The 18,190-nt window shown below is 67.2% G+C and carries 12 protein-coding genes and 1 tRNA gene; 10 read left to right on the top strand and 3 right to left on the bottom strand.

The window, feature by feature from the left end; translation table 11 throughout:
- The first annotated feature begins 44 nt into the window (after positions 1-44).
- From hrpA to G3N61_RS26800, 5 genes are all read left to right on the top strand, one after another.
- Complete coding sequence (hrpA, locus tag G3N61_RS26820; protein WP_241017923.1) at positions 45-3,983, top strand: ATP-dependent RNA helicase HrpA; 3,939 nt, start codon at positions 45-47, stop codon at positions 3,981-3,983.
- Positions 3,984-4,163: 180 nt separating this feature from the next.
- Entirely contained in the window at positions 4,164-5,153 is a 990-nt protein-coding gene (locus G3N61_RS26815; protein ID WP_027786950.1) for a beta-propeller fold lactonase family protein, read from the top strand.
- A gap of 16 nt (positions 5,154-5,169) precedes the next feature.
- The gene (locus tag G3N61_RS26810) at positions 5,170-6,144 is read left to right on the top strand and encodes a sterol desaturase family protein (RefSeq protein WP_043190403.1); all 975 of its coding nucleotides are present in this window, start codon (positions 5,170-5,172) and stop codon (positions 6,142-6,144) included.
- A gap of 111 nt (positions 6,145-6,255) precedes the next feature.
- Positions 6,256-7,083, top strand: coding sequence for an EI24 domain-containing protein (locus G3N61_RS26805; protein ID WP_043190402.1), 828 nt, complete (start codon positions 6,256-6,258; stop codon positions 7,081-7,083).
- Positions 7,080-7,895 (top strand): molybdopterin-binding protein, encoded by an 816-nt coding sequence (locus G3N61_RS26800; RefSeq protein ID WP_089450896.1) that lies wholly within the window; start codon positions 7,080-7,082, stop codon positions 7,893-7,895. The genes G3N61_RS26805 and G3N61_RS26800 overlap by 4 nt, the downstream gene beginning before the upstream one ends.
- A gap of 115 nt (positions 7,896-8,010) precedes the next feature.
- On the opposite strand, the gene G3N61_RS26795 is transcribed toward G3N61_RS26800, so the two are convergent.
- Complete coding sequence (locus tag G3N61_RS26795; protein ID WP_043190398.1) at positions 8,011-8,475, bottom strand: rhodanese-like domain-containing protein; 465 nt, start codon at positions 8,473-8,475, stop codon at positions 8,011-8,013.
- Between the two features lie 405 nt (positions 8,476-8,880).
- Here G3N61_RS26795 and glnA point away from each other — a divergent pair, with 405 nt between their 5' ends.
- The 4 genes from glnA (at position 8,881) to G3N61_RS26775 (ending at position 15,367) form a co-directional block, all read left to right on the top strand.
- Positions 8,881-10,296: a type I glutamate--ammonia ligase gene (gene glnA / locus G3N61_RS26790; RefSeq protein WP_043190396.1), complete on the top strand. Its 1,416-nt coding sequence runs from the start codon at positions 8,881-8,883 to the stop codon at positions 10,294-10,296.
- Between the two features lie 160 nt (positions 10,297-10,456).
- On the top strand, positions 10,457-11,599 hold the full coding sequence (gene glnL / locus G3N61_RS26785; RefSeq protein ID WP_205824000.1) for a nitrogen regulation protein NR(II): 1,143 nt from the start codon (positions 10,457-10,459) through the stop codon (positions 11,597-11,599).
- A gap of 46 nt (positions 11,600-11,645) precedes the next feature.
- Positions 11,646-13,163: a nitrogen regulation protein NR(I) gene (gene ntrC / locus G3N61_RS26780; RefSeq protein ID WP_205823999.1), complete on the top strand. Its 1,518-nt coding sequence runs from the start codon at positions 11,646-11,648 to the stop codon at positions 13,161-13,163.
- A gap of 89 nt (positions 13,164-13,252) precedes the next feature.
- Entirely contained in the window at positions 13,253-15,367 is a 2,115-nt protein-coding gene (locus G3N61_RS26775) for a prolyl oligopeptidase family serine peptidase (RefSeq protein WP_205823998.1), read from the top strand.
- 19 nt (positions 15,368-15,386) lie between these two features.
- Here the strand turns inward: G3N61_RS26775 and xth are convergent, their stop codons facing one another.
- Positions 15,387-16,163 (bottom strand): exodeoxyribonuclease III, encoded by a 777-nt coding sequence (gene xth / locus G3N61_RS26770; RefSeq protein ID WP_043190389.1) that lies wholly within the window; start codon positions 16,161-16,163, stop codon positions 15,387-15,389.
- A 183-nt stretch (positions 16,164-16,346) separates the two neighbouring features.
- Between xth and G3N61_RS26765 the strand changes: the two genes are divergently transcribed.
- Positions 16,347-16,423: transfer RNA gene (locus G3N61_RS26765), tRNA-Met, on the top strand.
- Positions 16,424-16,574: 151 nt separating this feature from the next.
- Here the strand turns inward: G3N61_RS26765 and G3N61_RS26760 are convergent.
- Entirely contained in the window at positions 16,575-18,062 is a 1,488-nt protein-coding gene (locus G3N61_RS26760; RefSeq protein WP_241017922.1) for a PoNe immunity protein domain-containing protein, read from the bottom strand.
- Positions 18,063-18,190 lie beyond the last annotated feature (128 nt).

Below are 18,190 nucleotides of genomic sequence, written 5' to 3'. Positions count from 1 at the left end.
GCGCTGATGTCGTCGCTCGACGCTTTGCTGCAGCAAAGCGGGACATGAGCGCAATCTTCAGGTCGCCCCGCCACGCCCGCGCGATTCGCGCGGCTTACGAAGCGGCGCTGTCGCACTGGCCGGCCGGTCATCAGGTTGTCATCGTCTGCGGCGAAACCGGCTCGGGCAAGACCACGCAGCTGCCGAAGATCTGCCTCGATCTCGGCCGCGGCCTCGGCGCCGGCGGCACCGGCCTGATCGGCCATACGCAGCCGCGCCGCCTCGCGGCGTCGTCCACCGGCCGCCGGATTGCCGAGGAACTCGGCACGCCGTTCGGCGAAGTGGTCGGCTACAAGGTGCGCTTTACCGACAATCTCGCGCCGGGCGCGTCCGTGAAGCTGATGACGGACGGGATCCTGCTCGCCGAGACGCAGACCGACCCGTTGCTGAAGGCGTACGACACGCTGATCATCGACGAGGCGCACGAACGCAGCCTGAACATCGACTTCCTGCTCGGCTACCTGAAGGAAATCCTGCCGAGGCGGCCGGACCTGAAGCTGATCGTCACGTCCGCGACGATCGACGCCGATCGCTTCGCGCGCCATTTCGGCACCGACGAGCGCCCGGCGCCCGTGATCGAGGTGAGCGGGCGGCTGTATCCGGTCGAGATGCGCTACCGGCCCGTGGCCGAGGATCGCCCGGCCGTGAAGAACGCGGAAGGCACGGGCGGCCGCGATCGCGTGAAGACCGCGCGCGAAGCCGAGCGCGACCTGATGGACGCGATCGTCGACGCGGTCGACGAGCTGTGCCGCGAAGGCCCCGGCGACGTGCTGGTGTTCCTGCCCGGCGAGCGCGAGATCCGCGAAGCGGCCGAGGCGCTGCGCAAGCACCATCCGCCGCACACCGAGATCCTGCCGCTGTTCGCGCGGCTCTCGGCGGCCGATCAGGACAAGGTGTTCAAGGCGTCGAACGCGCGCCGGATCGTGCTCGCGACCAACGTGGCCGAGACCTCGCTGACGGTGCCGGGCATCCGCTACGTCGTCGATACGGGCCTCGCGCGCGTGAAACGCTATTCGTACCGGAACAAGGTCGAGCAGCTGCAGGTCGAGTCGATCTCGCAGGCCGCCGCGAACCAGCGCGCGGGCCGCTGCGGCCGCGTGGCCGACGGCGTCTGCATCCGCTTGTACGAGGAAAGCGACTACCAGGCGCGCGCGCGCTTCACCGATCCGGAAATCCTGCGCTCGTCGCTCGCGTCGGTGATCCTGCGGATGAAATCGCTGCACCTGACGGCGATCGAATCGTTCCCGTTCCTCGAACCGCCGCCCGGCCGCGCGATCGCGGACGGCTACCAGTTGCTCAACGAGCTCGGCGCGGTCGACGACGACAACGCGCTGACGCCGCTCGGCCGCGAACTCGCGCGGCTGCCGCTCGACCCGCGCGTCGGCCGGATGATTCTCGCCGCGCGCGACCAGCAGTCGCTGCGCGAGGTACTGATCATCGCGAGCGCGCTGTCCGTGCAGGATCCGCGCGACCGCCCGATCGAGGCGCAGGAGCAGGCCGACCAGGCGCACCGCCGGTTCGCCGACGAGCGTTCCGAATTCCTGCAGTGGCTGAAGATCTGGGCGTGGTTCGAAGAGGCGGTTGCGCACAAGAAGTCGAACCGCCAGCTCGTTGACGCGTGCCGGCAGAACTTCCTGTCGCACCTGCGGCTGCGCGAGTGGCGCGACGTCCATTCGCAGCTGCTGACCGTGGTGCGCGAGCACGGCTGGCGGCTGAACGAAGTCGAGGCGACCTACGAACAGGTCCATCTGGCCCTGTTGACGGGCCTGCTCGGCAACCTCGGCCTGAAGGCCGACGACGATCCGCACTATCTCGGCGCGCGCGGGATCAAGTTCTATCTGTGGCCGGGCTCGGTGCTCGCGAAGAAGGCCGGCCGCTGGGTGATGGCGGCCGAACTCGTCGAGACGAGCCGGCTGTACGCGCGTTGCCTCGCGAAGATCGAGCCCGAATGGGTCGAGAAGATCGGCGCGCACCTGCTGAAGAAATCGCTGTCCGAGCCGCACTGGGAAAAGCGCCCGGCGCAGGTCAGCGCGTACGAGCGCGCGACGCTGTACGGGCTGCCGATCTACCACCGCCGGCGCGTCGCGTTCGGCAAGCAGGATCCGTCGCGGGCGCGCGAGCTGTTCATCCGCGGCGCGCTGGTTGAGGGCGAGTTCGACACGAAGCTCGCGTTCTTCGCGCACAACCGCAAGCTGCTCACCGACATCGAGCAGCTCGAGCACAAGTCGCGCCGGCAGGACGTGCTGGTCGACGACGAGCTGATCTATGCGTACTACGACCAGGCGATTCCGGAAGGGATTCACACGGGCGCCGCATTCGAGCGCTGGTATCGCGACGAGGTGAAGAAGGGCGGCCAGCCCGAGGACAAGCTGCGGCTGCTGTACCTGTCGCGCGACGACCTGATGCGCCACGAGGCCGCCGGCGTGACGACCGAGCTGTTCCCGAAGCGCGCGACGATGGCCGGCGTCGAGATGGCGCTCACGTATCACTTCGAGCCCGGCACGCCGCGCGACGGCGTGACGCTCGCGGTGCCGTTGTACGCGCTGAACCAGGTCGACGCGCGCCGCTGCGAGTGGCTCGTGCCGGGGATGCTGAAGGAAAAGGTGCAGCTGCTGCTGAAGTCGCTGCCGCAGAAGCTGCGCCGGCACTGCGTGCCGCTGCCAGAGTACGCGGCCGGCTTCGTCGAGCGGATGGGGCGCGAGCGGTTCGGCGCGGGCGGGCTCGTCGAGGCGCTGATCGCCGACGTGCGCGGCGAGACGCAAATCGCGATGAAAACGGCCGACTTCAAGCTCGAGACGCTGCCCGCGCACCTGTTCATGAACTTCAAGGTGATCGACGAGCACGGCCGCCAGCTCGCGATGGGGCGCAATCTCGCGCAGCTTCGCCAGGAGCTGGGCGCGCAGGCGCAGCAGCAGTTCCAGAAGATCGCGGCGGCGTCGACGATCGCGGCCGGCGGCGATGCCGATGACGGCCAGGCCATCGGCCAGGCGCCGGCCACGGCCGTCACGGCTGGCGCCGCCGGCCGCAACGCGAAGGCCGGCAAGGGGGCGGCGCCGCAGACGGCCGCTCCGGCGGAAGCCGGCGCGACCGCGCTGTACGAGAACCTGACGACGTGGAATTTCGGCAAGCTGCCCGAGCTGCTGGAAATCCGCCGGCGCGGCCAGACGCTGTACGGCTACCCGGCGCTCGTCGATCGCGGTACGCATTGCGACGTCGAGGTGTTCGATTCGCCGGAGGAGGCCGCGCGCATCCACCGGGCTGGCCTGCGGCGGCTGTTCGCGCTGCAGCTGAAGGAGCCGATCAAGTTCCTCGAGAAGAACCTGCCGGGCCTGCACGAGATGGCGATGCAGTACATGTCGCTCGGCACGCAGGACGAGCTGCGCGACCAGTTGATCGACACGGCGCTCGACCGCGCGTGCCTGCAGGACCCGCTGCCCGACGACGACGCGAGCTTCCACGCGCGCCGCGACGAGGGCCGGAGCCGCCTGAACCTGCTCGCGCAGGAAATCGCGCGGCTGGTCGGGCAGATCCTGGCCGAATACGCGGGGCTCGTGAAGAAGCTCGCGCAGGCGAAGCCGTTCGCGCAGGCCCATGCGGACCTGCAGCAGCAGCTCGCCGCGCTGGTCGGCAAGCGCTTCGTGATCGACACGCCCTATGCGCAACTGGCGCACTTCCCGCGCTACCTGAAGGGCATCGCGCTGCGGATCGACAAGCTGAAGGCCGATCCGGCACGCGACGCGAAGCAGTCGGCCGACCTGCTGCCGCTGGCCCAGCAATACCAGCGCGCGGTGTCGCAGCGCGGCGGCGTCGCCGATGCGCGGCTCGCGGAATTCCGCTGGCTGCTCGAGGAACTGCGGATTTCGCTGTTCGCGCAGGAACTGCGCACGCCGATGCCTGTCTCTGTCAAGCGTCTGCACAAGGTCTGGGAGTCGATGCAGCGCTAGCGCAACATCGGTTTTCCGGGCCCGCACCGGCGGCCGGCCCCGGCCGGCCGCGCGGCGCTTGCCGCGCCGGCCGACAGGGCCGCCGCGGCGTGCGTCGAAGTGGCGCAAAGCCGGCTTCGGTCAACCGGCCGGGCCGGTTGAACGTTTTACAATGACGGTTGTTCCACGACGTGAGTCTTCATGCGCACTTTCCTTTCCCTCGGCCGCACGCTCGCGCTGGCCGCCGCCGTGCTGGCGCCCGCCGCACACGCGAATAACGTGATCATCCTCAATTCGGCCGAAGCGACGCTTTCCCTGATTGACCAGCAGACCCGCCAGGTCGTCGGCACGATGCCGACCGGCAAGGAACCGCACCACCTGATGGCGACGCCCGACAATTCGTCGCTGATCGTTGCAAATTCGGTCTCGAACAGTCTGATGTTCCTCGATCCGAAGACGGGCAAGCTGCAGCGCACCGTCGAAGGGATCGACGATCCTTACCAGCTCGGCTTCTCGCCCGACCGCAAGTGGTTCGCGGCCGCCGGCCTGCGCCTCGACCGCGTCGACATCTACGGCTACGACGGCCGCGACCTGAAGCTCGTGAAGCGCGTGCCGCTGGAAGTGATGCCGAGCCACCTCGCGTTCACGAAGGACAGCAAGACGCTGCTCGTGTCGCTGCAGGTCTCCGGCGAGATCGCGGCGATCGACCTGCCGACGCAGACGGTCAAGTGGAAGATGAAGGTCGGCAAGGTGCCGGCCGGCCTGTGGCTCACGCCGGACGACAAATACCTGCTCGTCGGCATGACCGGCGCGGATTACGTCGCGGTGGTCGACTGGCGCAACCAGAAGGTCGTCAAGCAGATCTACACCGGCAAGGGCGCGCACAACTTCCGCTCGCTCGCCGACGGCACGCACGTCGCGGTGACGAACCGGGTCGCGAACACGATCAGCATCATCGACGAGAACACGCTCACCAACGTCGGCGACATCACCGGCCTGCTGCCGGGCCCGGACGACATGGAGCTGTCCGCCGACAAGAAGACGCTGTGGGTGACGTTCCGCTTCGCGAAGAAGGTCGGGATCATCGACCTGGCGTCGCGCAAGCTGGTGCAGACGATTGCCGTCGGCCGCTCGCCGCACGGCATCTATTTCTACGACCGCGCGCCGTGGCGCGCCGCGAACGGCGCGTGACGGGCGGGGGAGAGCGATGCTGCACCTGATCGATGCATTCGTATCGGATATCCAGACCTGGCTGTACGTCGACGTCGTGCAGCCGCTCCTCTTCAAGTTCAACCTGATGGACTATGACGAGGACACCTACGACGCGCTGTACTGGGTGATCGTCGGCGCGCTGCAGATGGTGCTGATGTTCGTGCTGCTGCGCCCGCTCGAGGCGCTGCTGCCCGTCGAGCGCTGGACGAACCGCCGTGCCGTGCGGGTCGACGTGATCTACACGGCGATCGCGAAGCTCGGCATCTACTCGCTGTTCTTCTTCTTCGCGCTGCAGCCGCTGTTCGACAACTTCCAGGCGTGGCTGCGCCTGCATGGCGTCGCGAACCTCAACCTCGACTACCTGTGGCCGGGCGTGACCTCGAAGCCGATCGTCACGTTCGCGATCTATCTCGTCGTGCTCGATTTCGCCGGCTACTGGTATCACCGCTGGCAGCACAAGTTCGGTATCTGGTGGGAGCTGCACGCGGTGCATCACAGCCAGCGCCAGATGTCGCTGTGGTGCGACGACCGCAACCACGTGCTCGACGACGTGATCCAGTCGTGCTTCTTCGCGGCGATCGCGCTCGTGATCGGCGTGACGCCGTCGCAGTTCGTCGTGCTGACCGCGTTCACCAACTTCATGCAGAGCATTCAGCACACGAATGCGCGGCTGCCGTTCGGCTGGCTCGGCGAGCGCCTGCTCGTGAGCCCGATCTTCCACCGGCGCCACCACGCGGTCGGCTACGGCCACGAAGGCACGAAGTACGGCTGCAACTTCGGCGTGCTGTTTCCGTGGTGGGACATGATGTTCGGCACCGCGTCGTGGAACCGCACGGTCGAGCCGACCGGCATCCGCGACCAGGTCGAGGGCGTGTCCTACGGCGAAGGCTTCTGGGCGCAGCACGGCCTCGCGTTCGTGCGGATCTTCCGGCGCCTGTTCCCCGCCAAGCGCGGCGCGGCATCGGCCTGATCCGGCCATTCCCACGTTGAGCGGCTCCCTCACGCGGCCCGCATGTGCTTTGGCGCATGCGGGCCGCGTGGTTTATCCTTTCCCCGTTTTTCTCCGTCGATACAGGCTCGCATGAACGACTTGCTGCGTTCCTTCGTCCGGGCATTGGCGAGCGCACTGCATCCGCGCATGCTGTGGCTCACCCTGATGCCGTTTCTCGTCTCGGCCGTCCTGTGGGGCGTCGTGCTGTGGTTCTCGTGGCAATCGCTGCTGGACCTCGCGCGCGGCGCGCTCGACGGCTTCGTGCTGACCGCCATGCTGTATCGCGCGTTCGACGCGATCGGCATGTCGCAGCTGCATGCGGTCGTCGCGCCGTTCGTGGTCGTGTCGCTCGCGATCCCGCTGATCGTGCTGACCGTGCTGCTGCTGATCGCGACGATTTCGATGCCGGTCGTGATCAAGCACCTGTCGAACCGGCAGTTCGCGGCGCTCGAGTCGAAGCGCGGCGGCACCTTCTTCGGCAGCGTGTTCAATTCGCTGGGCGCGGCGATCGCCGGTGTGATCGTGCTCGTCGTCACCATTCCGCTGTGGCTGATTCCGCCGTTCTTCGCGCTGCTGCCGCCCGTGATCTGGGGCTGGCTCACGTATCGCGTGATGACCTACGACGCGCTTGCACAGCACGCGAGCCGCGACGAGCGCCGGGCGCTGATCCGCCAGCACCGCTGGCCGCTGATCGGCATCGGCGTCGCGACCGGGCTGCTCGGCACCGTGCCGACCTTCGTGTGGGTATCGTCGGTCTGGATGATGGTGCTGTTTCCGTTCGTCGCGGCGGCCATGATCTGGGTTTACGCTTTCATCCTCGTCTTCTCGGCGCTGTGGTTCGGGCATTACTGCCTGCGCGCGCTGGAGGACCTGCGTGCGAGTTCGCGCGCCACCGCAATCGACATGGGGCAGGCATGAGCATCGGCATCATCATCATCGGCGACGAAATCCTTTCGGGCCGCCGGCAGGACAAGCATCTGGCGAAGGTCATCGAGCTGCTCGGCGCGCGCGGCCTCGCGCTCGACTGGGCCGAATACGTCGGCGACGATCCGGCACGCATTACCGCGACCCTCGCGCGCGCGATCGCATCCGGCGACGTCGTGTTCTCGACGGGCGGGATCGGCGCGACCCCGGACGACCACACGCGCCAATGCGCGGCTGCCGCGCTTGGCGTGCCGCTCGAGCTGCATCCGGACGCGAAGGTGCTGATTTCGGAGCGGATTCGCGAAACGCACGCCGATCCGGCCACGCCGGTCGATTTCGAGTCGCCGGAGAACCAGCACCGCTTCAACATGGGCGTGTTCCCGGTGGGCGCGACGATCATCCCGAACGGCTACAACCGGATTCCCGGTTTCTCGGTCGGCGACCTGCACTTCGTGCCGGGCTTCCCGGTGATGGCGTGGCCGATGATCGAATGGGTGCTCGATACGAAGTACGCGCACCTGCATCACGCGACGCCGCATGCGGAGCGCTCGCTGTACGTGTTCGAGCTGCCGGAATCGACGCTCACGCCGCTGATGGAGCGCATCGAGCGCGATTTCCCGGGCGTGCGCGTGTTCAGCCTGCCGAGCGTCGGCGATGCGGAGCGCGGCGGGATCTACGCGCGCCGTCACATCGACCTCGGCGTGAAGGGCGAACCGGAAGCGGTCGCGGCCGCGTATGTGAAGCTGCGCGAAGGCGTGCACCTGCTCGGCGGCGACGTCGTCGAACCCGATACGCCGCGCGCCTGAGCGGCCCGCCAGGCGGCCGCACAAAAGCCACGGGCCGCGCAACGCGGCCCGTCATCGGCATGTCATCACCCGGCTCGACGATGAGGTTGTCGTCACCGGCGGGAGCGGTGTGCCGTCAGGCGCCGATCCACGGCAGTTTCCGGAAGCACCAGCCTTCGACCGTCTTGCGGTGGCCTTCGGCGTCCTTCGCGCCCTCGAAGCCTTCGAGCAGGTCGAACGCCTTCGTGAAGCCGGCCTGCGTGGAGGCGACTGCGGCGAGCTTCGAGCGCGCGGCACTGCGGCACAGGAACAGGATGGGCGTATCGGCCGGGAGGGCCGCCTTCAGTTCGTTGACGAATTCGGCGTTCGGCACGCCGCCCGGGTAGCGCGTCCATTCGAGGTGCAGGTACTGGCCGTCGCCGACGAGCGGGCGGCCGATCCAGTCGAGTTCCGCGCGGGTGCGCACGTCGACGAGGCGCGCTGACGGGTCGAGCTGCAGCAGTTCGAAGGCCTCGGCCGGCAGCAGCGCCCCGGCGTAGTTGAGCGCGCCTTGTGCGCGGCGTTCGTCGGCCTTCGCGTAAAGCTGGTCGAGCGTACTCATGGCAGGGAGTCTCCTATCGGTCAAACGAACATTCTAGCGCGGCGTCGCGGCACGGATGTCCGCGTGGGGCACGGTGCGCGCACCGCACACGCGTTCACCAAAAGAGTGCAGAATGGCGCGCATGCACCAGAATGACTCCGTGGGCGCGGCACACTGCGATGATTGCACCATCGCGGTGCCTCTGGCCGGCGGGCGGTGCGAAGCCGGGCCCCGGAATTGCGCAGCACAGCCCCGTCGCGACGAGCGTTGGCGCGATTCGCGCCAATCTCGCGCATAGGTGGCACGGAAGCTGCTTTATAGGATTCGGTCGAATCGGGGCGCGCTGCGCCAAAGCAAGACCCCGGTCAGCTCGATAAACGAGGCGGTTCCCAGTCCGCCGGAATTGTTCAATCAGGAGAAGAGGTTATGAGTAAAACCGTCGCCGACGTCATGCAGCTCGTGAAGGACGAGGACGTCAAGTTTGTCGATTTCCGCTTCACGGATACGCGCGGCAAGGAACAGCACGTGTCGGTGCCGGTTTCGGCGTTTGACGAAGACAAGTTCGAAAGCGGCCATGCATTCGACGGCTCGTCGATCGCCGGCTGGAAGGGCATCGAGGCGTCGGACATGCTGCTCATGCCGGACCCGAACGCAGCCTTCATCGACCCGTTCTATGAAGAGTCGACCCTGGTGCTGACCTGCGACGTGGTCGAGCCGGCCGACGGCAAGGGCTACGAGCGCGACCCGCGTTCGCTCGCGAAGCGCGCGGAAGCGTACCTGAAGAGCACGGGCATCGGCGACACGGCTTTCTTCGGTCCGGAACCGGAATTCTTCATTTTCGACTCGGTCCAGTGGAGCACGGACATGTCGGGTTGCTTCGTGAAGATCAACTCGGAAGAAGCACCGTGGTCGTCGGCCAAGGAATTCGAAGGCGGCAACACGGGCCACCGTCCGGGCACGAAGGGCGGCTACTTCCCGGTCGCACCGGTCGACACGTTCCAGGACATGCGTTCGGAAATGTGCCTGCTGCTCGAACAGCTCGGCATCCCGGTCGAAGTGCACCACCACGAAGTGGCGGGCCAGGGCCAGAACGAAATCGGCACGAAGTTCTCGACGCTGGTCGAGCGCGCCGACTGGACGCAATGGTCGAAGTACATCATCCACAACGTCGCGCACTCGTATGGCAAGACGGCGACGTTCATGCCGAAGCCGATCGTCGGCGACAACGGTTCGGGCATGCACGTTCACCAGTCGATCTGGAAGGACGGCCAGAACCTGTTCGCGGGTAACGGCTACGCCGGCCTGTCGGAACTGGCGCTGTTCTACATCGGCGGCATCATCAAGCACGCCCGTGCACTGAACGCGATCACGAACCCGACGACGAACTCGTACAAGCGTCTGGTCCCGCACTTCGAAGCACCGGTCAAGCTCGCTTACTCGGCGCGCAACCGTTCGGCATCGATCCGCATTCCGCACGTGTCGAACCCGAAGGGCCGCCGTATCGAAACGCGCTTCCCGGATCCGATGGCGAACCCGTACCTGTTGTTCTCGGCACTGATGATGGCAGGCCTCGACGGGATCCAGAACAAGATCCATCCGGGCGAAGCCGCGGACAAGAACCTGTACGACCTGCCGCCGGAAGAGGATGCAAAGATCCCGACCGTCTGCGCAGGCCTCGACCAGGCACTGGAAGCGCTCGACAAGGATCGCGAGTTCCTGACCCGTGGCGGCGTGTTCACGGACAGCATGCTCGACGCGTACCTTGCGCTGAAGGAGCAGGAGCTGGCGAAGTTCCGCATGACGACGCACCCGATCGAGTTCGAGATGTACTACTCGCTGTAATCGGCGATGGCGCTTCGATTCAGCGCCGTCATGCCGGTTCGTTCCCGTCGCGCGGCCAGCGGCGGGAACCGCGGAGTCTGAAAGGGGCGGCGTCCAGCCGTCCCTTTTTTGTTCCGACGATTTTCCTTTTCCGACCCGTTGAGGCGCGACAAGCACGCAGATGGTTCTGAAAAATCTGATCAAGGCGAAAACGGGGCAGCCCGAGCGACCGACGGACGACGAGCGGCTCGCGCGTTCGGGCCTGCTGGCTGGGCTGGAAGCGCTGCCGACGGTCGTGATCGTGCTCGACCGCAAGACGCTGCGGATCGCGTTCGCGAACCCGTCCGCGGAGGCGATGCTCGACATCTCGCGCCGGCAGCTCGCGCAGCGGCCGTGGGGCGAGATTTTTCCGAACGCGAACGAGCTGGCCTCGACGATCACCGCGATCGGCGAGGAACGCTTTCACGCGACGCACCTCGATACCGTGCTCGACCGGCCCGGCCGCGAACCGCTGCATGTGCATGCGATCGTCGGCTTCCTCGAGACCGCGCCCGATTTCGTGCTCGTCGAGCTGTTCGAGAACGAGCGGCAGTCGCGCACCGATCGCGAGGAGCGCATTCACGACCTGACCGCGGTCAACAAGCAACTGATCCGCAACCTCGCGCACGAGATCAAGAATCCGCTCGGCGGCATTCGCGGCGCCGCCCAGCTGCTCGAATTCGAGCTCGGCGAGCGTGAGCGCGGCGAGTTGCGCGAATACACGCAGGTGATCATCAAGGAGTCCGACCGCCTGCAGACGCTCGTCGACCGGTTGCTGGAGCCGCACCGGCATCCGCACATCGTCGGCGACGTGAACATTCATGAAGTATGCGAACGCGTGCGCGCGGTGATGCTCGCGGAATTCCCGCGCGGGCTCACGATCGAGCGCGACTACGACGTGAGCGTGCCGGACCTGCGCGGCGACAAGGAGCAACTGATCCAGGCGCTGCTCAACATCGTGCGCAACGCCGCGCAGGCGCTGCGCGAACGGATCGCGCAGGGCGACGCGAGGATCGAGCTGCGCACGCGCATCGCGCGCAAGGTGACGATCGCGAAGCGCCTGTACCGCCTGGCACTGGACTTGCACGTGATCGACAACGGGCCCGGCATTCCGGAAGAGATCCGCGACCGGATCTTCTACCCGCTCGTGTCCGGGCGCGACGACGGCAGCGGCCTCGGCCTCACGCTCGCGCAGACGTTCGTGCAGCAGCACGACGGGATGATCGAGGTCGAAAGCCGGCCCGGACGTACCGAATTTCAGATCCTGCTGCCGCTCGACCATTGAGCGACAGCATGGCGATTCACCAGATTCACCAATATCTGACCGACCTATGAAGCCGATCTGGATAGTAGACGACGACCAATCGATCCGCTGGGTGCTCGAAAAGGCGCTCGCCCGGGACAGCTTCGCGACGAAGAGCTTCGCGAACGTGCGTGACGCGCTGGCCGCGCTCGACCACGAGACCCCGCAGGTGCTCGTATCCGACATCCGGATGCCGGGCGGCTCGGGCCTCGAGTTGCTGCAGGCGATGCACGAGCGCCTGCCGGGCCTGCCCGTCATCATCATGACGGCGTTCTCCGACCTCGACAGCGCCGTCGCGGCGTTCCAGGGCGGCGCGTTCGAATATCTCGCGAAGCCGTTCGACGTCGACAAGGCGGTCGAGCTGATCCGCCGCGCGGTCGAGGAAAGCCTGCGCGGCGGCGCGCCACAGGACGAGCGCGTGGCCGAGGCGCCCGAGATGCTCGGCCAGGCGCCCGCGATGCAGGACATGTTCCGTGCGATCGGCCGCCTGTCGCACTCGGCCGCGACCGTGCTGATCACCGGCGAATCGGGCACCGGCAAGGAGCTCGTCGCGCGTGCGCTGCACCGTCACAGCCCGCGTGCGAACGGCCCGTTCATCGCGCTGAACACCGCGGCGATTCCGAAGGACCTGCTCGAATCCGAGCTGTTCGGCCACGAGCGCGGCGCGTTCACCGGCGCGCAGACGACGCGGCAGGGTCGCTTCGAGCAGGCCGAGAACGGCACGCTGTTCCTCGACGAAATCGGCGACATGCCGTTCGACCTGCAGACGCGCCTGTTGCGCGTGCTGTCGGATGGGCAGTTCTATCGGGTCGGCGGGCACAACCCGTTGCGCGCGAATGTTCGCGTGATCGCCGCGACGCACCAGAATCTCGAATCGCGCGTGCGGCAGGGGCTGTTCCGCGAGGACCTTTACCACCGGCTCAACGTGATCCGGCTGCGTCTGCCGCCGCTGCGCGAACGCAGCGAGGACATCGCGCTGCTCACGCGCCACTTCCTGCAGAAGAGCGCACGCGATCTCGGCGTCGAGCCGAAGCGCGTATCCGACGAAGCGCTGGCGTATCTCACGTCGCTGGCGTTTCCCGGCAACGTGCGCCAGCTCGAGAACCTCGCGAACTGGCTGACCGTGATGGCGCCCGCGCAGACGGTCGAGATCAAGGACCTGCCGCCCGACCTCGTCCCGGCGGGTGCGCCGGTCGGCGCGACGGGTGACGGCGCGGATGCGTACGTCAGCGGCGGCGAGGCTGCGCTCGCGCAACCGGCGATCGGTGCGGCGCCGGCGGTGTCCGCGCCCGTCGCGGCCGCGCCGAACGGCGGCGCGCCGGCTGGCTATCCGGTCTGGGAGCATGGCTTGCGTACCGAAGTCGCACGGCTGTTGCGCGAGAACTCGGCCGACGTGATGGACGAACTCGCACGCCGCTTCGAGGCGGCCGTGATCCGCGAGGCGCTCGATTTCACGCGCGGCCGCAAGGTCGAGGCCGCGGAGCGGCTCGGCATCGGCCGCAACACGATCACGCGCAAGATCCAGGAACTCCATCTGGAGCCCTGAGCACGATTTGCGGCATGCGCGGGCATCGCGCATGCCGCGATCGGACATAATCGCGGTTTGCACGCCGTTTGCCATTCCGCCCATCCGCAATGTCCGATTCTTTCCGCTGGCCCGCCGGGGCCGACCCGTTCCGTTTCCTCGAAGCGCTCGACAGCAAGCGCGCCCGCACGTGGGTCGACGAGCAGAATGCGCGCACACGCGCCGCGCTGCGTGACGACGACGCGTATCGCGCGCTGACGGCGCGCCTCGCCAAAGCGTACCTGCCGCGCGAACGCCCGGTGATTCCGACCCGCTGGCGCGACTGGGCCTACGACCTGTGGCAGGACGATCTCCATCCGAAGGGGCTGTGGCGCCGCACGTGCTGGGACGACTGGCGCGCGGGAAAACCGGCGTGGGAAACGCTGCTCGACGTCGACGCGCTCGGTGCGGAAGAGGGCGAATCGTGGGTGTTCGAGCAGGACGCGATCCTGTATCCGGACGGCGATCGCGCGCTGCTGTCGCTGTCGCCGGGCGGTGCCGACGCGGTCGTCGTGCGCGAATTCGATCTCGTCGAACGGCGTTTCGTCGACGGCGGCTTCACGATCGACGAGCCGGGGCATCACACGGTCGGCTGGATCGATCGCGATACCGTCTACGTGAGCTGGGATCGCGGCGAGGCGCATGCGACCGCGGCCGGTTATCCGTATGAAGCGCGGCGCTGGGTGCGTGGCACGGCGCTCGCCGATGCGCCCGTCGTCTTCCGCGGCGAACCCGACGACATCAGCGCGGGCGCGGGGTTCGATCCGATCGACAACCGCCACGTCGCGTGGCGCAGCGTCGACTTTTTCGACGCGCATGCGTACCGGCTGACCGACGCGGGCGAGTGGGCGCGCTACGACGTGCCGACCCATGTCGAGGCCGGGTTCTGGGAAGGCTGGCTCGTGCTGGAGCCGCGTCTCGACTGGGATTGCGATGGCGTGCGCCATGCGGGCGGCTCGCTGCTCGCGATACGTGAGCAGGCGTTCCTGGCCGGGGCGCGCGAACTCACGACGCTGTTCGCGCCGCAACCGTCGACGTCCGCGTGCACGTGGACCCACACGCGCACGACGCTGATCGCGAGCTGGCTCGACGACGTGCACAACCGTACGATGCTGTGGCAGCCGCGGCAGGCCGACGACGGCACGTGGACGTGGGAGGCTCGACCGTTCGAGTGGCCGGGGCCGGGCGACGCGCAGATCGACGTCGAGCCGGTCGAATCGACGCTGAACGACGAGATTTACGTGGATGTCGACACCTATCTCGATCCGCCCGAATGCTGGCTGGCCGATCTTGCCGACCGCGCGGACGATGCGCCGTCGCGCCGCGTGCTGCTCGACCGGCCGCCGGTGCAGTTCGACGCGGCCGGGCTCGTCGTGCGCCGCGCGAGCGCGCGCTCGCAAGACGGCACGATGGTGCCGTACACGTTGATCGGGCCGCGCGATGCACTCGACGTGGCCGACGGTGCCGCGCGTGTTGCGCGGCCGTGCCTGCTGTCGGGCTATGGCGGTTTTGCGATCCCGAACCTGCCGGGCTACAGCGATGCGTTCGGTATCGGGTGGCTCGAGCGCGGCGGCGTGATGGCGTTCGCGCACATCCGCGGCGGCGGCGAGTTCGGGCCGCGCTGGCACGTCGATGCGCAGCGCGAACATCGCCAGCGTTCGTTCGACGATTTCATCGCGGTAGCCGAGGATCTGGCCGCGACCGGCGTCACGACCGCCGCGCAGCTCGGCATCGAAGGCGGCAGCAACGGCGGGCTGCTGGTCGCGGCGTGCATGGTGCAGCGCCCGGAGTTGTTCGGCGCGGTGCTCTGCCGCGTACCGCTGCTCGACATGCGGCGCTACCCGAAGCTGCATGCGGGCGCCGCGTGGCTCGACGAATACGGCGACCCGGACGATCCGCACGAAGGCGCGGCACTGGCCGCGTACTCGCCGTATCACCGCGTGCGCGAAGGCGTCGCGTATCCGCCGCTACTGCTGACGACGTCGACGCGCGACGACCGTGTGCATCCCGCGCATGCGCGCAAGATGGCCGCGCGCATGCATGCGCTCGGTCATGAACGGGTGTGGTACTGGGAGAACACCGACGGCGGCCACGGCAGCGCCGACGATCTGGAACGCGCGGAAGCCGACGCGGCGGAATTCGGGTTCCTGTGGGCCCATCTCGGGCCGGCGCCCGCGCGGCGCTGAGCGCGCGCGGGCTGTCCGATCAGCCGACGACCGCGACGACGGGCGTGTGGTCGGACGGCTGTTCCCACGTGCGCGGCGTGCGATCGACTTCGCACGACGTGCACGTCTCGGCGAGTGCCGGCGACAGCAGCACGTGGTCGATGCGCAGCCCCGCGTTGCGACGGAACGCCATCATCCGGTAGTCCCACCACGTGAAGGTCTTCTCCGGCTGTTCGAAGCGGCGGAACGCATCGACGAAGCCGAGCTCGATCAGTTGCGCGAAGTGCGCGCGCTCCTGCGGCGACACGAGGTTCTGGCCTTCCCATTTCGCGGGGTCGTGCACGTCGCGGTCTTCCGGCGCGATGTTGTAGTCGCCGAGCAGCGCGAGCTTCGGGTAACGCTGCAGCTCGGTGCGCAGCCATGCCTGCAGCGCGTCGAGCCATTGCATCTTGTAGACGAACTTGTCGGAGTCGGGCGCCTGGCCGTTCGGGAAATACGCGGACACGATGCGCACGCCGTCGACCGTCGCAGCAACCACGCGCTGCTGCGGATCGTCGAAGCCGGGGATGTTGCGCACGACGTCCGCTTCGTCGACGGACAGCGTGTCACGCGCGAGGATCGCGACGCCGTTGTAGGTCTTCTGGCCCGTGAACCAGCTGCGATAGCCGGCGGCTTCCAGCTCGGCGCGCGGGAATTTCTCGTCCGGCAGCTTCAGTTCCTGCAGGCACAGCACGTCGGTTCCGCTTTGCGCGAGCCAGTCGAGCACATGCTGCTTGCGGACGTTGAGCGAGTTGACGTTCCAGGTGGCGATTTTCATGAACGGGAGTGTGCGTGCGGGGTGAATGCGAAGGCCGCCATCTTACCGCGAGCACGCGATGCGAACGCGCGCATCGTGCGGGGCGAGGGAGGCGCCGCGCGCCGCTGTTCCGATGAACGGAGAAGAAATTGTGACAAATGTGTTGACGTGAGTGCTCCCTCACCCTATAATTTATTTCTCTGACGCGGGGTGGAGCAGTCTGGCAGCTCGTCGGGCTCATAACCCGAAGGTCGTAGGTTCAAATCCTACCCCCGCAACCAAGCACACCAGACGATGTGCAGCGCAAGTGACCGATGCGCGCTTCGTCGACAAGGACCCGGCCCCGTGCCGGGTTTTTTGTTTTCCGGCGCAGAAACGCGATGCGGTGCGCCGCATGCGTGGGCCCGTGCAGATCTGCCGTGCCCTTTCCGATCAGCGCGTGCCGTCGGGCGCCGCGTCCGGTTGCTTGTCGGTATCGCGGCTGCGCGCGAAGTCGACCAGATCCTTCGGATACACCAGCCGATCGCGCAGGCTGCTGTCGTCGAGCGCCAGCAGATAGGCCGCCGCGGCCGCTTCGACGGCCCAATAGCCGAAATAGATCTTTCTGCGTTTGCCCTTCGCACCGACGTCGAGATGACCGTCGTGCCACGTTGCGTCGTGCATCGCCGGATACCACGTGTCGAGATAGGCGGCGATGTCGTCGATGCTTTCTGTCTTCGTGTCGCGGTAAAAGCTGAAGACGAGCGGGCGATACGGGACGTCGTGGTACCACTGGTCGACATCGAAGCGGCCTTCGAGCTCGTACGCGAGCAGGTCTTCGTACAGCGTATCGCGGGCGCGATAGGCGGGATCGAACATCGCGACGATGCGCGGCAGCAGGTCGCGGCGATGCAGCAGGTAACAGAAACCGATCAGTTGCATCACGGTCTCGTAGTCTTCGATGTGGTCGAACCAGAGTGGCGGCTGGCGATCGTTCTCCTCGTGCGCGCGGCACGCGTCGGTGCAGCGCTCGTACGCCGCGATCACCGGTTCGAGCGCATCGCGCAGCAGCGTCAGGTCCATGCCGCTCGTGTACATGAGCAGGAAGCGCGGGTAGTAACCGGACACGAGATGGCGTGCGGTCAGCGCCTTCTGTTCGTTTTCGGTGCTGCCCACCGGCGAGATGTTTTCCGACCAGTACGCGACGCGCTCGTCCAGATACGGCTGCAGCCAGTCGAAATAGTCCTCGCTCAGGAATCGCTGGCGCCGCTTCGCACGAAACGCGTCGGAGCCGCTGGCGTCGCAGCGCAGGTCGTCGGCCGACAATCCGCCCGACGCGACGAAATCGTCGTAGGTCGTGTCGCGAGGCGGCTGCTGTCGCGAGAAATACGCATGGGACAAGCCGCCGAAGCCGAATCCCCAGACCCAGTCGCCCGGCCCGTCGATCCCGAGCAAATGCCGTACGCCTCGCGCGTCGTTGGCTGCGATGCACGCCTGTATCTGCGTCCAGGTCGCGTGGCAGGATTCGCGCGTGGTCGCGATGAAGTCGTCGTCGTCGGACAGCCACGACAACTCGTCGAGGTTGGCCGAAAAGCCCGCAGGCTCGCCGTTTTCCGTCAGCCGCGCTGCCTGCTCGCCGAGGTACCGGGCTGCGCCGTCGAGCTGACGTGCCAGCCACGGTGTCTCGCCGCGCCGCGCATGCCGTCCAAGGAAGGTGGAGAGCGTACCCAGCCGCGCCACGGCGGCGGCGGCATCGCTGGTCAGGTTGTCGGTGCCTGCATCGCCGAATACGCGCTGATCGGCGATTGCCGCGCCTCGGACACCGTCGGCCAGCAGGATGCGCCACAGGGTCGGAAAGTGGTTGTTGGCCTCGGCAACCTGGGTCATGCGCGCGCCGTTGCCCGAGTTGCTCCGAAGATACAGCCATGCGCGATTTCCCATGCGGCGAATCGTCCTGATCAGGTGAGGTAGGGTCGAGGTCGATATCCTAACAAGCGGTTCGGCGCGACGCGTCGCGAACGCTAGGCCGCATGCGTCGAGGTTCGTCCGCCGGCTGGTCGGGAGCGGAT

This window comes from Burkholderia sp. Ac-20349, from assembly GCF_017104865.1.
Lineage (GTDB): Bacteria > Pseudomonadota > Gammaproteobacteria > Burkholderiales > Burkholderiaceae > Burkholderia > Burkholderia aenigmatica.
The sequence above is the reverse complement of the archived record's forward strand: the minus strand, read 5'-3'. Positions and strand labels throughout refer to the sequence as shown.

What these genes read in the sequence shown, in the direction of transcription:
- hrpA (WP_241017923.1), top strand. Translation starts at nt 45, where the DNA reads ATGAGCGCAATCTTCAGGTCGCCCCGCCACGCCCGCGCGATTCGCGCG.
- G3N61_RS26815 (WP_027786950.1), top strand. Translation starts at nt 4,164, where the DNA reads ATGCGCACTTTCCTTTCCCTCGGCCGCACGCTCGCGCTGGCCGCCGCC.
- G3N61_RS26810 (WP_043190403.1), top strand. Translation starts at nt 5,170, where the DNA reads ATGCTGCACCTGATCGATGCATTCGTATCGGATATCCAGACCTGGCTG.
- G3N61_RS26805 (WP_043190402.1), top strand. Translation starts at nt 6,256, where the DNA reads ATGAACGACTTGCTGCGTTCCTTCGTCCGGGCATTGGCGAGCGCACTG.
- G3N61_RS26800 (WP_089450896.1), top strand. Translation starts at nt 7,080, where the DNA reads ATGAGCATCGGCATCATCATCATCGGCGACGAAATCCTTTCGGGCCGC.
- G3N61_RS26795 (WP_043190398.1), bottom strand. Translation starts at nt 8,475, where the DNA reads ATGAGTACGCTCGACCAGCTTTACGCGAAGGCCGACGAACGCCGCGCA.
- glnA (WP_043190396.1), top strand. Translation starts at nt 8,881, where the DNA reads ATGAGTAAAACCGTCGCCGACGTCATGCAGCTCGTGAAGGACGAGGAC.
- glnL (WP_205824000.1), top strand. Translation starts at nt 10,457, where the DNA reads ATGGTTCTGAAAAATCTGATCAAGGCGAAAACGGGGCAGCCCGAGCGA.
- ntrC (WP_205823999.1), top strand. Translation starts at nt 11,646, where the DNA reads ATGAAGCCGATCTGGATAGTAGACGACGACCAATCGATCCGCTGGGTG.
- G3N61_RS26775 (WP_205823998.1), top strand. Translation starts at nt 13,253, where the DNA reads ATGTCCGATTCTTTCCGCTGGCCCGCCGGGGCCGACCCGTTCCGTTTC.
- xth (WP_043190389.1), bottom strand. Translation starts at nt 16,163, where the DNA reads ATGAAAATCGCCACCTGGAACGTCAACTCGCTCAACGTCCGCAAGCAG.
- G3N61_RS26760 (WP_241017922.1), bottom strand. Translation starts at nt 18,062, where the DNA reads ATGGGAAATCGCGCATGGCTGTATCTTCGGAGCAACTCGGGCAACGGC.